The sequence below is a fragment of the Pseudomonas sp. N040 genome (genome assembly GCF_015637705.1).
Lineage (GTDB): Bacteria > Pseudomonadota > Gammaproteobacteria > Pseudomonadales > Pseudomonadaceae > Aquipseudomonas.
On sequence record NZ_JADOBE010000002.1, the window covers coordinates 418,237 to 431,591 of the forward strand.

The window sequence follows — 13,355 nt, forward strand, 5'->3', positions numbered from 1 at the left end:
GCCGGGTTTCAGCGATCCTGTGGATTGTCGGCGTCCAGCCCTTCGCTCTCGAGGGACACGCTTACCGCCACTTCATTCAGGTCAAGCACCGTGCGGCTTATGTAGAACTCGGCGCCGCCGTTGGGGCGACCCTTGGCCTGCAGCAGTTGCTTGCGGACAAAGCGGTAGTTCTTGGAGGCCGGCGCAAGATAGTCGGCATGGGACGGATACTTCTTCAGCAGGACATCGAAGTTCTTTTCGATCTGCTGGTCAATGGCAGGCAGCTGCGCAGGATCAATGCTGAAGGCTGACTTGTCTTCCAGCGGATAGCGGCGCAATTGGTAGTCCATCAGCAGGTGGGCAATTTGCAGGCTCTGGCTGTTCAGCAGGGCCACCGGCGAAGGCGTGCTTGCCATTTCAGCCTGGTACTGGGTAGAGATGATTTCCTGCAACTCCTTGTTCAACTGCAGGACGCGCTGGACATTTTCCGGAAAAATGGCCGCTTCCGAGCGCTTGGTCCGCTCCAGGGTCAGGAAAATCTTGTTCATCTCATTGAACCGCGTGCGCATCTCCGGCTGATCACCCAGCTGGGTGATCTTGGTATCCATCACGGTCGCTGCGCCAAATGCCCCAGCCAGACTGCGGTCATCGGGGGTGCGATCCTTGGGGTTGAAATAGACCATCATGCTGGCAGTGAACAGATAACCGTTGCTACTGACCTCATGCAGGAACTGGATGGACTGGCTGTCTGCGCGAGCAAAGGAACAGCAGAAGGTGAGAATAATCAGTAGTGCTGACCGCATTACGCATAGCTCCCAATTTTGTTCTAGTTATGTTGGCTGCGCCAAACACCCCAATGGGTATTGTCACCCAATCATTTTGTGACGCCGGTCGTAGAATAAAGCGCCCCAAGAGGAATCGCCACCCCTCTGATCAATTGACGCCAAACAAGTGACAGAATGCAGATCAGCCAGGTTCCGCAAGCGCTGATCGAGCTGTGGCGAGGACAGCAACCACGGCTCAACCGCGCATCCACAATCAGTAACCCCTCACCTGGCCAGCAGACGCAGCAATAGCGGATAGGTATTGGGAAACAGCCGGGCCAGCCAGAACAGCGTGCTCGACTTGTTGCCGGTGAGAATCCGCCGCTGGCCGCGCCGCAAGCCGGCAAGAATATCGGCCGCACAGGCTTCCGGCGGCGTGGTCAGCATCTTGCTGCCCTGGCTGGCAAAAATTTCTTCCTCGCGGCCAGCCGCCTTGACCCGCCTGCCGGCCTTTTCGATGTTGGTCTTGATCCCGCCCGGGTGTACGCAAACGGCGCGCACCCCGGTGCCCTCCAGCTCGCTCCACAGGCATTCGGTGAAACCACGCACACCAAACTTGGAGATATTGTAGGCGCCCTGCAAGGGGAAGCCGATCAGGCCGAACACGCTGGAGATATTGACGATGCAACCCTCGCGTTGCTCCAGCATCAGCGGCAGGAACGCCTTGGTGCCGTAGATCACGCCCCACAGGTTGATCCCCAGCTGCCACTCGAACTCCTCGATGCTAGTGTGGGCGATGGTGCCGACGATGGTCGCACCGGCATTGTTAATCAGTACATGGGCGGCACCGAAGTCGCGCTGGACCTCAGCGGCGTGCGCGAACACTGCCTCGCGCGCTGACACATCCAGGCTGTAGCCGCGTGCCTCGCACCCGGCCGGCAACAGCTGCAGCGTCTCCGCCAGCCCTGCCTGGTTGACATCCGACAGCGCCAGGCGGGCACCGGCAGCGGCAAATTGTTGCGCCAGGGCGCGACCGATTCCTGAACCGGCACCGGTGATGACCACCACCTTGCCCTGATAATCATGCTGACTCATTGCGGGTTCTCCTGCTGGGAAAAATGCCGGGTAATGCTCGTGGCCTGAACCGCTTGCATCAGCGCGGGAATGCTGGCGGGAGTTTCCGCCTGAATGACTTGTTGCTGCAGTATTTCGGCGTACTCCGCCAGTACCTGCTGGGTAGACGGGTCACTGCAGCAGCGCAAGCTCGAAACCATCTCGATCGCCAGCGCCTGGTTCAGGCCGCACTCCAGGCCACGCCGGACCGCCTGCTTGTTTTCCGCCACGGCCACCGCACTGCGCTGGCCGAAGCGCTCGGCAAAGGCCTGCACGCGGGAGTGGAACTCGGCCTTGCCGAAGTGATCGGTGATCACCCCGGCCTGCTTCGCCTGCTGCGGTGTCCATTGCTCGCAGAGCAGCATGAACTCCAGCGCCCTGGCCTTGCCAAGCAGCCGCGGCCAGCGCTGACTGCCGCCGCCCCCGGCGATGATGCCGATCAGCACCTCGGGCTGACCAATGGTGAAACCGCCGTCCTCGACCATGAAGCGGAAGTCGAAACAGGCCGCCATCTCGGTACCACCGCCATTGCAGGTGCCATTGATCGCCGCGATGGTGACCTTCGAGGACTGCTCGATGGCCTTGTAGGCGGCCATCATCTGCAGCCACATATAGAGCGTCGAGCTGCGCGAGCGCAAGCGCCGGGCCAGCCCGAGCAGGCGCGCCGCAAACCAGCTGGAGCGCTCCATCAGCCACAGGCTGAGTGCCGCCGATGACTTGAGCAGACGGGCGCCGAGCGCCGATTGCACCAGACGATCCAGGCCCAGCCGGCGGTTGTCCACACCAATGCACTGCAACTCGGGAATCGAGAAGTGAAAGATGTAGCAATCCGTGAGGCCGCCGCCAAGCACGATGCTGCGAATCCCGGCGTCCTGCTCGGCACTGCGAAAGCACTGGTAGAGCTCGGCACAGATATCCACGGTGAGAAAGTTCACCGGCGGATGTTCCAGCTCGAGCCACAGCACCGAACCTTCGCGACGTTGCCTTATCCAGGTATGCATGTTGCCGGCCCTCCTCTCAGGCAATCCGCCGGGCGCGGATCAGATCGACTGCCTTCTCGGCAAGCATGATAGTCGGTGCATTGGTATTGCCGCCGATCAGGCTCGGCATGATCGACGCATCCACCACCCGCAGGCCCTGCAGGCCATGCACGCGCAGCTCCGCATCGACCACCGCCAGCGGGTCACTGCCCATCTTGCAGGTCCCGATCGGGTGATAGACCGAATCGCTGCGCTCGCGCAGTACCTGGCGAATCTGCTCGTCGCTGTGCACCTGCGCGGTGAACAGCTCGGTATGCCGGCGCGAGGCCAGGGCCGGAGCGTCCATGATCTGCCGGGTCAGCTTGAAGCCCTTGACCAACACCTCCAAGTCCTCAGGCTCGCCGAAGAAGTTCGGATCGATCAGCGGCGCATCCTCCGGATCGGCGCTGCGCAGCTTCACGCTGCCGCGGCTTTTCGGCCGCAGCAGGCAAACATGGCAGGAATAGCCATGCCCGGGGATCAGGGTGCGCGCGTGGTTGACCACCAAGGCGGTGGCGAAATGCAGCTGCACGTCCGGCGCCGGCAGGCTCGGGTCGGTCTTGAGGAAAGCCCCGCCTTCGGCCACGTTGCTGGTCAGCATGCCGCGCCGGCCAGTGATGTAGCGCCAGAATTCCTTGAGCATGCGCAGGCTGCCGCCCAGTGACAGGCCGAACAGGCCGTAGTCGCGGGCCTTGTAGACAAACACGAAGTCCGGATGGTCCTGCAGGTTCTGGCCGACGCCCGGCAGATGATGCAGCGGCTCGATGCCGACCTCGCGCAGCTGCTCGCTGTCACCGACCCCGGAGAGCATCAGCAGTTGCGGCGACTGGAAGGCACCGGCGCAGAGCAGCACTTCGCGGCGCGCCGCCACCTGCTCGACACGTCCGCCACAGGAATATTCCACAGCAGTAGCACGTGTCCCCTCGAACAGCACCCGGCGGCCACGCGCGCCGGTGATCACCGTCAGGTTCGGCCGTTGCATATGCGGATGCAGGTAGGCCCGCGCCGAGCTCCAGCGTTCTCCGCCTTTCTGGGTGACCTGGTAGATGCCCACGCCTTCCTGCTCGGCACCATTGAAATCGCGAATCAACGGAAAACCAGCCTGCCTGGCCGCGTCCAGGTAATAGCCCTGGAAGGGATTGTCGCTGCGCAGCTCGGCCACATTCAGCGGGCCGCCCTGGCCATGCCATTCGTCGTGCAGGGTTTCGTTGTGCTCCGAGCGCTTGAAGTACGGCAGCAGGTCCGCGTAGGACCAGCCCGGATTGCCCTGCGCGGCCCAGTGGTCGTAGTCCCAGCGATGGCCGCGGATATACACCATGGCATTGCTGCCGCTGGAACCACCGAGCATCCTGCCGCGCGGCTGGTAGCCGATGCGGCCGTTCAGCCCGGGCTGCGGCAGCGTGTCGAAGGCCCAGTTGTTCAGCGTGGTCGGCATCATCGCGACCATGCCCATGGGCACCTTGACCACCTGGCTGTCGCCACGGCCGCCGGCTTCCAGCAGACAGACGCGAATCGCCGAGTCTTCGCTCAAGCGCCCGGCCAGGACAGAACCGGCGGAACCGCCCCCGACAATCACATAATCAAATTCTTGCATGCACAGCCTTCCTCAGCAGCGGTCTCGAAAAATGCGTGCCCGAGTCTGGGGATTGTCCTGGCCGCTGAACAGTTGAATACCGGCGGAAAATTGATAATTACGGCAAGTCAGGACCATCACTCGCCACGCCCACGGCGCTGTCGGGAGCACCCCAAAAAATGCCGTGAATATTCCGCTCGAACTCGGTATGGTCACTAAAGTGTAACCACTTAAAATTTTATTCAGGAGCAGCGCCATGGCGATTCCCCAACTGAAAGACAAACAGGTACTGATCACCGGCGCTGCTTCCGGAATCGGCCGGGCGGCGGCACTGGCCTTCGCCCGCCAGGGCGCGCACATCATCGCCAGCGATTTGCGCCTGGAGCCGCTACAGAGCCTGCAGCAGGAAGTGCAGGCGCTGGGCGTCAACTGCCTGCTGCAGGCCGTGGATGTCAGCGATGAAGCCGCCATGGCGGCCTTTGCCGCGTGGGTGCACGAACAGGTCGGCGCCCCCGACGTACTGTTCAACAATGCCGGCATCGCCTATCTGGGCAAGTTCCTCGACAGCGGTCTGGAGCAGTGGCAGCGCGTGCTGAACGTCAACCTGATGGGGGTGGTGCATGGCTGCTACCACTTCATTCCGCTGATGCTCGCCGCCGGCGGGCCACGCCAGGTAGTCAACGTGTCATCGACCGCAAGCTATGCGCCGTCGCCCTCGATGGCCTCCTACGCGGCCTCGAAGTTTGCTGTAGCAGGTTTCTGCGATGTGTTGCGCATGGAACTGGCGGGGACCCGGATCGGCGTGACCGACGTCTGCCCGGGCGTGATCAACACCGCGATCACCGCCAGCGGCGCCGCGCCGTCCATGCAGGGCGAGCAGCTGCAGCGCCTGCAGGCCTACTACCGCAAGGAAGGCTGCTTGCCGGAAGTCGTGGCCAATGACGTGGTGCAGGCGGTCATCACGGGAAAGACGCTGGTGCTGACCGGCCCCTATTCGCGCCTGCTCTATCACCTCAAGCGCCTCTCGCGCCGCCTGCTGTTCAAGATCACCCTCGGCACCGCGGCCAAGGTCGGCTACCTCTGAAACCGCCCCCCCTGCCCGGCCAACGGCAGGGACAGGGGCAGCACTCAGTCGCCGCGGTGCGCCGAGAGCAGCTCGATCTTGTAGCCGTCCGGATCCTCGACGAACGCCAGGATCGTGCTGCCGTGCTTCATCGGCCCGGGCTCGCGGGTGATCTTGCCACCAAGGGCGCGGATATCCTCGCAGGCCTTGTAGACATCCTCCACTTCCAGGGCGATGTGGCCGTAGCCGCTGCCCAGCTCGTAGTGGTCGACGCCCCAGTTGTAGGTCAGCTCGAGCACGCTGTTGTGCGCCTCGTCGCCATAACCGACAAAGGCCAGGGTGAACTCGCCGTCCGGGTAGTCATTGCGGCGCAGCAGGGTCATGCCCAGCACTTCGGTATAAAAGGCGATGGAACGGTCCATATCGCCAACGCGCAGCATGGTGTGCAGGATTCGCATAGAGCACCTCGGAAGATTCACGGTCAGTTGCGCCATTGTGCCGCCAGCGGCGCGGATTAGCCATTTGCCGAAAGCAGCCGAAAGCAGCCGAAAGCAGCCCCGACCAGCGTGCGGCGACGACGTTGACCCAGGTCAGGCTTTGTCCAGAAATCCGCACGGCGCCGGCTGCCAGGCACAAATAGCCCTAGAATCGGTGCATCAGCCCAGGCCAGGCCGAACCGCGGCACTGGCGCCTATTGCGCAGGAATCAGCATGCCCAGAATGCTCACCATCGACGGCAACGAAGCCGTCGCCAATGTGGCGTTTCGCATTTCCGAAGTGATCGCCATCTACCCGATCACGCCCTCCTCCGGAATGGGCGAGCTGTCCGATGAATGGGCCGCCCAGGGGCGGAGCAATATCTGGGGCAGCGTGCCGCGGGTGGTCGAGCTGCAATCCGAGGGCGGCGCCGCCGGCACCGTGCATGGCGCGCTGCAGGCCGGTGCGCTGGCGACCACCTTTACCGCCTCGCAAGGCCTGCTGCTGATGATCCCGAACATGTACAAGATCGCCGGTGAGCTGACGCCGACCGTCTTTCATGTTGCCGCCCGCGCCATCGCCACCCATGCGCTGTCGATCTTTGGCGACCACTCCGATGTGATGGCCACCCGCGCCACCGGCTTTGCCCTGCTCGCCTCCAACTCGGTGCAGGAAGCCCAGGACCTGGCCGCCATCGGCACCGCCGCCTCGCTGGCCGGGCGCCTGCCGCTGCTGCACTTCTTCGACGGCTTCCGCACCTCCCACGAAGTGGCCAAGATCCACCCGCTGGACGACGACGTGCTGCAACAATTGTTACCGCCAGAGCTGATCGCCGCCCATCGCCAGCGCGCCCTGTCGCCCGAACATCCTGTGCTGCGCGGCACCTCGCAGAACCCCGATGTATTCTTCCAGGCCCGCGAGGCGCAGAACCCCTGGTTCGACGCCTTCCCCGCGATCGTCGAGCAGACCATGCAGCAGTTCGGCGCGCTGACCGGACGGCACTACCGGCTGTTCGACTATGTTGGTGCCACCGATGCCGAGCGGGTCATCGTGCTGATGGGCTCGGGCGCGGAAACCGTGCAGGAAACCATCGAGCACCTGAACCAGCAGGGTGAGAAAGTCGGCGTACTCAAGGTGCGCCTGTTCCGTCCATGGGCGCCAGACGCCTTGCTCGCGGCCCTGCCCGCGACAACCCGGCAGATCGCCGTGCTCGATCGCTGCAAGGAACCGGGCGCGTCCGGCGAACCGCTGTACAAGGATGTGCTGACCGCACTGGCGGAAGATCAGGGCAACCCGCAACCACGCTTTGCGCGGATGCCGCGGGTGCTCGGCGGGCGCTACGGGTTGGGCTCCAAGGAATTCAACCCGGGCATGGTGGTGGCGACCTTTGCCACCCTCGCCGACCCGGCCAGCCGGCGCCAGTTCACCCTCGGCATCCACGACGACCTCGGCGGCCTGTCGCTGCCGTGGGACGCCGCCTTTCGTACCGATGCGGCGCGCGAAGCCTACTGCGCGGTGTTCTACGGCCTCGGCTCGGATGGCACGGTGTCGGCCAACAAGAACAGCATCAAGATCATCGGCGATGAAACCGAACTGCAGGCCCAGGGCTACTTCGTCTACGACTCGAAGAAGGCCGGGGCGATGACCGTCTCGCACCTGCGCTTCGGCCCGCAAGCGATCCGCTCGGCCTACCTGACCGGCGACGGCGATGCACGCTTCGTCGCCTGCCACCAGCCGAATTTCCTCGAAACCCACGACCTGCTGACTCACGCCGCGCCGGGCGCGGTGTTCCTGCTCAACAGCAGCCTGCCGAGCGGCGAGGTCTGGGCCAGCCTGCCGCCGGCCATGCAGCAGCAGATGCTCGACAAGCAGATCCGCTTCTTCGTGATTGACGCCTACCGGGTGGCCGCAAACGCCGGCATGGGCCGGCGCATCAACACCGTGATGCAGACCTGCTTCTTCGCCATCTCCGGCATCCTGCCGCAGGACAAAGCGATCACCGCGATCAAGCACGCGGTGGAGAAAACCTACGGACGCAAGGGCCGGCGCATCGCCGAACTGAACTACCGCGCCATCGACCAGAGCCTCGCCAGCCTGCAGCAGCTCGAACTGCCGTCAGCGGTCACGCTGCCGCCAGCCGTTGCCGCGCGGATTCCCGTGCTGGAGGTCAGCGACTTCGTCCGCGAGCTCACCCTGCCGCTGATCGCCGGCCATGGCGACAGCCTGCCGGTGTCACTGTTTCCCGCCGACGGCAGCTGGCCGACCGGCACCGCCAGGTATGAAAAGCGCAACCTGGCGCTGCAGATTCCGGTGCTGGAAACCGACCTGTGCACCCAGTGCGGCAAGTGCGTGTTCGTCTGCCCGCACTCGGCGATCCGCGCCAAGCTGTTCCCCGCCGAACTGGCCGCGCAGGCCCCGGCCAGCTTCAAGTCAATGACACCGCGCAGCAAGGACTACCCGGACGGCCTGCTGATGAGCTACCAGGTGGCGCCGGAGGACTGCACCGGCTGCACCCTGTGCGTGGATGTGTGTCCGATCCGCGACAAGTCGAACGTCTCGCGCAAGGCGCTGAACATGGCCGACCAGCCGCCGCTGCGCGCCGAGGAAGCCGCCAACTGGGCGTTCTTCCTCGACCTGCCGGACTACGACCGGCGCCTGCTGAAGGCCAGCACGATCCCGGGCTCGATGCTGCTGGAGCCGCTGTTCGAGTTCTCCGGGGCCTGCGTCGGTTGCGGCGAAACCCCCTACATCCGTCTGGCCACCCAGCTGTTCGGCGAGCGCATGCTGGTCGCCAACGCCACCGGCTGCTCGTCGATCTACGGCGGCAACCTGCCGACCACCCCCTACAGCACCAATGCCCAGGGCCGCGGTCCGGCGTGGAACAACTCGCTGTTCGAGGACAACGCCGAATTCGGCCTGGGCATGCGCCTGGCGAGCAACCAGCTGAGCGCCGCCGCCGCGACCCAGTTGCGCGCCCTGGCCGGCGAAGTGGGGGCGGCACGGGTCGAGGCCCTGCTGAACGCCAGGCAGGACTCCGAAGCCGGCATCCACGAACAGCGCGAACGGGTTGCCGAGCTGCGCAAAACCCTCGCCGTGTTGGCAACGCCGGCAGCCAGTGCGCTGGACAGCATCGCCGACAGCCTGATCCGCCGCAGCGTCTGGATCATCGGCGGCGACGGCTGGGCCTATGACATCGGCTTTGGCGGCCTCGACCATGTGCTGTCTTCCGGCGAGGACGTGAACATCCTGGTGCTGGATACCGAGGTCTACTCGAATACCGGCGGGCAGAACTCCAAGTCCACGCCACTCGGCGCGGTGGCCAAGTTTGCCGCCGGCGGCAAGCCCAACCGCAAGAAGGACCTGGCGCGCATCGCCATGGACTACGAGAACGTGTATGTCGCCAAGGTCGCCTATGGTGCCAAGGACACCCACACGCTGAAGGCCTTCCTGGATGCCGAAAGCTACCCCGGCGTCTCCCTCATCATCGCCTACAGCCCGTGCATCGCCCACGGCATCGACCTGGCGCACAACCTGACCCAGCAGGACTTGGCGGTAAAGACCGGGCACTGGTCGCTGCTACGCTATGACCCGCGCAGGCGTGCGCGCGGGCTCAATCCACTGACCGTCGACAGCGCCGCGCCGAGCCTGCCGTTCCGCGACTTCGCCGGCAACGAGGCGCGCTTCAGCGTGCTTGAACGCCAGCAACCGGAGGCCTCGGCGCAATTCATGCGGCAGTCCGGGCGCGATGCGCGCCTGCGCCACCAGGAATACGTCGAACTGGCCGGCCTGGCCCTGCCGGAAACCACCCTCGACGCGCAGGCCGAACCCAGCGGCGCGCAAACAGGAGAACCGCATGCCTGATCTATCCACCACCTATCTCGGCCTGCCGCTGAAGAACCCGCTGGTGCCTTCCTCCAGCCCGCTCAGTCACCACCTCGACCCGCTGCTGCACCTGGAAGATGCCGGCGCCGCGGCGATTGTCCTGCACTCGCTGTTCGAGGAGGAGGTGCGCCAGGAGGAGCAGATGCTCGAACGCTTCCTGCTCAACCCGGACACCCTGGGCGAGTCCGCCGGCCACCTGCCCTTGCGCGACAGTTACCAGAGCAAGCTCGACCGCTACCTGGAGCAGATCAGCCGGTACAAGCAGCGCCTGTCGATCCCGCTGGTGGCCAGCCTGAACGGCACCACCCCCGGCGGCTGGCTGGAGCTGGGCCGGGAAATCCAGGCGGCCGGCGCCGACGCGCTGGAGCTGAACAGCTGGTTCATGCCCGGCGACCCGCGGATAGCCGCCGCCGAACAGGAGGCGCACTACCTGGCCCTGCTGCGCGAACTGAAGGCCATGGTGAGCATTCCGGTGTGCCTGAAGCTGACGCCGTTCTTCTCCAGCCTGCCGAACTTCGTCAGCCAGGCCGAAGCGGCCGGCGCGGCCGGGGTGTCGCTGTTCAACCGCTTCTTCCAGCCGGACATCGACCTGGACAGCCTGCGCGTGGTCGACCGCGTGCAGCTGTCGTCCTCCAGCGATGCCCTGCTGACGATGCGCTGGATCGCCGTGCTGCGTGGGCGCAGCGGCCTGAGCCTGGCGGCCAGCGGCGGGATCCATCAGCCCGCAGATGCACTGAAGATGCTGCTGGCCGGTGCCGACGCGGTGCACATGGCCAGCGCCCTGCTGCAGCGCGGCCCGCAAGCCCTGGCCGAGGTCCTGCAGGGTATCCAGGCGTGGATGGAAGCGCATGAGTACGCCTCGGTGGCGCAGCTCAAGGGCGCCATGAGCCAGCAGAACCTGCCCGACCCCAGCCGCTTTGCGCGGGCGGCCTACCTGAATGCGCTGGATTCCTTCAGCCCGCCGGCGGGGGTGCGCTATTAGCCGGGATGGCTGACTGGCAAAGGCTCCGTACTCGCTATAGGTTGAATTCTCGCTTGTCGTCGGGTGGGCGTAGGGTGGGCTTCAGCCCACCAAAAACACGAAACGGCAGGTCGGCCCAGCGGTTGGCAACGGCGGGCCAAGGCCCACCCCATGCTTGCTGGTTGACGCGTGCGCCGCAGGGGCGCGATCAATTGGATTCGCAGGGCGGGAGCAATAGGATGCGTTACGCCAAGCCCCGGACCCAGGCCCCATGTGCCGCAAGCCGCGGCAAACGGACAGTTGCGGATCCGGCCGCGCGCCTCGACCAGCCGCTGACCGGCCGCTCGCCACACCGGAGCGCATGCCGGCCGCCCGGCCGGATAAGTGGCGCTTACTTTTATCCCGCGCATGGGCCAAAATGCGCGCCCACCTGATCATGTTTGCTGCCGGTTGCTCTGCCTGGCGCTGTCTGACATTCCCCCGGAAACCCTGATGCCACGCGCCCCCAAGCCGATCCCTGCTGATTTGTCGTTGAGCTTTGGCGAGTTCCTGCCGGTACTCAAGGATCGCGCCCAATGGGCGTTGCGCTCGACCGGCGAAATGACCGTCGGCCTGGCCCGCATCCTCAAGACCCTGGGGCCGCTGATCGACCTGCTGAATGCCGAAGAGGAAGTCACCGAGCCGCAGCTGCACCAGGCGCTGGACGGCCTGTTCGAGGCGATCGCCCAGCATCCGCTGGTCGGCCAATTGCGCATCCTCACCGAGCGCATGCGCGAGCGGCGCCTGCTGCCCAACGAAAGCAGCACTGAGGACCTGATCCGCTTCCTGGTCGACCAGGTGCACAAACGCAGCCTGATCAACATCCCCAAGGAAGTCTCCGACGAATTCTGGCGCTTCTTCGACGAGCTGATGAGCGAGCCCGAGCTGCGCGGCCTCGGCGAGGTCAGCCTGGACGTCGCGCGCATCCTGATCAGCGCCTATGAGCCATTGCTGGTCGAGCTGATCAACCAGCTCAAGGGCCTGCGCCGGATCAATGACCGCAAGCTGCGCGAAATAGCCCTCAGCGCCCGCGTGGTGCGCGAGGACCTGGCGATCTTCCAGCGGCAGATCCGCGCCCTGCGTTTCGTCCGGCAGTTCTTCGAAGTCGATCCGCAAGATCTCAAAGGCCAGGCCGACGTTGTCGCGCAGATGGTCCGCGAGTTCGGCCCGCTGTTCATCAAGATGGCCCAGGTAGCCGCCTCCAACTCCGACTTCCTGCCGCAGGAAATGGCCGAGTCACTGGCAGTGTTCCGCGAGGATGTCGACCCCATGACCGCGGACGAGGTGGAGCAGGCGTTTCTCGAAAGCTTCGGCGAGCTGCCGGGCGATCGCTACTTCGGCTTCGACGCCAGCAAGCCGCTGAAATCAGGCTCGATCGCTTCGGTCTACCTGGCGCAGAAGCCGATGAAGCCGACGCGCAAGGGCCAGCGCCACCTGGTACCGGTAGTGGTCAAGGTCGGCCGGCACAACCTGGCGCGCGAGTTCCTTATCGGCAAGACGGTGATCAAGCTGGCCATCGTCAGCAGCCACTACTGGGCCCCGCATTCCAAGCTGGCACCCTTCTTCAATTCCTGGCTGGACCAGATCGACGTGTTTGTCGAGGGCTTCAACTGCGAACTGGATTTCGAAGCCGAAGCGCAGAACCAGACCCGTTTTGCCCAGCGCACCCGAGCCACCGACGGCTGGCATGTGCCCGAAGTGTTCATCAGCTCCAGGCGCGTCATCGAAATGGAGCTGGTGGATGGTGCACAGGGGCTGTCCAGCGCATTCCAGATCGGTTCGCCATTGCGCAAGAAGTCAATCCGCCGCCAGATCGGCCGTACCTTCCTGCAGGCCATGCTGACGCAGATGCTGGTGTACCGTGAATTTCACGGCGATCTGCATTCGGGCAACGTGCTGGTGGACCCCAGTGGCAAGCTGTTCTTCATCGACTGGGGCAATACCGTTTCACTGGAAGGCATCTGGCGTCCGGCGCTGAACTACCTGCAGGGTGTGCTGTCCGGCGATAGCGATGCGGTGGTCAGCGCGGTCATCGAGATGAGCGTTGCCGGCAAGGTGAGCGCAAAAGAGCGCAAGGAAATCGAAGCGCTGGTGATCAAGGCCTTCGCCGCCTCGGATGTCACGCCGCTGAGCTACGATTTCGCCCGCACACTGTACGAGGAAGGCAGTGAAGGCCTGATCGAGCGCGTCGACCTGGCCATGCGCCTGGCCAGTGGCTTTACCCGTCAGGGCCTGGTGATCAAGGGCGAATACATGCACCTGTCGCGCTCGGTGACCGCCATGATCGGCTCCTATATGGCGATCTACAGTGGCCTGCCGCGCAGCGCGATGGTGCTGGATGCACTGGAGGTGAGCTGGAGCTTTCCGGTCTCGGTTGGCCGGTTAGCCCTGGAGGCGACACGCAAGCGCTTGCTGCAATACATGCTGGGCATCACGCCAATCAAGCAGCGGGTGCTTGCGCTGTTGCCGCAATCCGGGCAATGAGC

General features: G+C 64.5%; 9 protein-coding genes. 4 read left to right on the top strand and 5 right to left on the bottom strand.

The window, feature by feature from the left end; translation table 11 throughout:
* Positions 1-8: 8 nt before the first annotated feature.
* From ISX93_RS04845 to ISX93_RS04860, 4 genes are all read right to left on the bottom strand, one after another.
* Complete coding sequence (locus ISX93_RS04845) at positions 9-782, bottom strand: hypothetical protein (RefSeq protein WP_195777572.1); 774 nt, start codon at positions 780-782, stop codon at positions 9-11.
* A 246-nt stretch (positions 783-1,028) separates the two neighbouring features.
* Entirely contained in the window at positions 1,029-1,838 is an 810-nt protein-coding gene (locus tag ISX93_RS04850) for an SDR family NAD(P)-dependent oxidoreductase (RefSeq protein ID WP_195777573.1), read from the bottom strand.
* Entirely contained in the window at positions 1,835-2,857 is a 1,023-nt protein-coding gene (locus ISX93_RS04855; RefSeq protein ID WP_195777574.1) for an enoyl-CoA hydratase/isomerase family protein, read from the bottom strand. The genes ISX93_RS04850 and ISX93_RS04855 overlap by 4 nt, the downstream gene beginning before the upstream one ends.
* Positions 2,858-2,873: 16 nt before the next feature.
* On the bottom strand, positions 2,874-4,469 hold the full coding sequence (locus ISX93_RS04860; protein ID WP_195777575.1) for a GMC family oxidoreductase: 1,596 nt from the start codon (positions 4,467-4,469) through the stop codon (positions 2,874-2,876).
* 235 nt (positions 4,470-4,704) lie between these two features.
* Between ISX93_RS04860 and ISX93_RS04865 the strand changes: the two genes are divergently transcribed.
* Positions 4,705-5,532, top strand: a complete 828-nt coding sequence (locus ISX93_RS04865; RefSeq protein ID WP_195777576.1) for an SDR family NAD(P)-dependent oxidoreductase — start codon at positions 4,705-4,707, stop codon at positions 5,530-5,532.
* 44 nt (positions 5,533-5,576) lie between these two features.
* Here ISX93_RS04865 and gloA read toward each other — a convergent pair whose 3' ends face one another.
* Positions 5,577-5,969, bottom strand: a complete 393-nt coding sequence (gene gloA / locus ISX93_RS04870; RefSeq protein ID WP_195777577.1) for a lactoylglutathione lyase — start codon at positions 5,967-5,969, stop codon at positions 5,577-5,579.
* Positions 5,970-6,221: 252 nt separating this feature from the next.
* Between gloA and nifJ the strand changes: the two genes are divergently transcribed.
* The 3 genes from nifJ to ISX93_RS04885 all read left to right on the top strand — a co-directional run bounded on the left by nifJ (position 6,222) and on the right by ISX93_RS04885 (position 13,353).
* On the top strand, positions 6,222-9,848 hold the full coding sequence (gene nifJ / locus ISX93_RS04875) for a pyruvate:ferredoxin (flavodoxin) oxidoreductase (protein WP_195777578.1): 3,627 nt from the start codon (positions 6,222-6,224) through the stop codon (positions 9,846-9,848).
* The gene (locus ISX93_RS04880) at positions 9,841-10,851 is read left to right on the top strand and encodes a dihydroorotate dehydrogenase-like protein (protein WP_195777579.1); all 1,011 of its coding nucleotides are present in this window, start codon (positions 9,841-9,843) and stop codon (positions 10,849-10,851) included. Before nifJ ends, ISX93_RS04880 begins: the two co-directional genes overlap by 8 nt.
* Before the next feature lie 471 nt (positions 10,852-11,322).
* Positions 11,323-13,353: an AarF/UbiB family protein gene (locus tag ISX93_RS04885; RefSeq protein ID WP_195777580.1), complete on the top strand. Its 2,031-nt coding sequence runs from the start codon at positions 11,323-11,325 to the stop codon at positions 13,351-13,353.
* Positions 13,354-13,355: the final 2 nt, after the last annotated feature.

What these genes read in the sequence shown, in the direction of transcription:
- ISX93_RS04880 (WP_195777579.1), top strand. Translation starts at nt 9,841, where the DNA reads ATGCCTGATCTATCCACCACCTATCTCGGCCTGCCGCTGAAGAACCCG.
- ISX93_RS04845 (WP_195777572.1), bottom strand. Translation starts at nt 782, where the DNA reads ATGCGGTCAGCACTACTGATTATTCTCACCTTCTGCTGTTCCTTTGCT.
- ISX93_RS04860 (WP_195777575.1), bottom strand. Translation starts at nt 4,469, where the DNA reads ATGCAAGAATTTGATTATGTGATTGTCGGGGGCGGTTCCGCCGGTTCT.
- ISX93_RS04885 (WP_195777580.1), top strand. Translation starts at nt 11,323, where the DNA reads ATGCCACGCGCCCCCAAGCCGATCCCTGCTGATTTGTCGTTGAGCTTT.
- gloA (WP_195777577.1), bottom strand. Translation starts at nt 5,969, where the DNA reads ATGCGAATCCTGCACACCATGCTGCGCGTTGGCGATATGGACCGTTCC.
- ISX93_RS04865 (WP_195777576.1), top strand. Translation starts at nt 4,705, where the DNA reads ATGGCGATTCCCCAACTGAAAGACAAACAGGTACTGATCACCGGCGCT.
- nifJ (WP_195777578.1), top strand. Translation starts at nt 6,222, where the DNA reads ATGCCCAGAATGCTCACCATCGACGGCAACGAAGCCGTCGCCAATGTG.
- ISX93_RS04850 (WP_195777573.1), bottom strand. Translation starts at nt 1,838, where the DNA reads ATGAGTCAGCATGATTATCAGGGCAAGGTGGTGGTCATCACCGGTGCC.
- ISX93_RS04855 (WP_195777574.1), bottom strand. Translation starts at nt 2,857, where the DNA reads ATGCATACCTGGATAAGGCAACGTCGCGAAGGTTCGGTGCTGTGGCTC.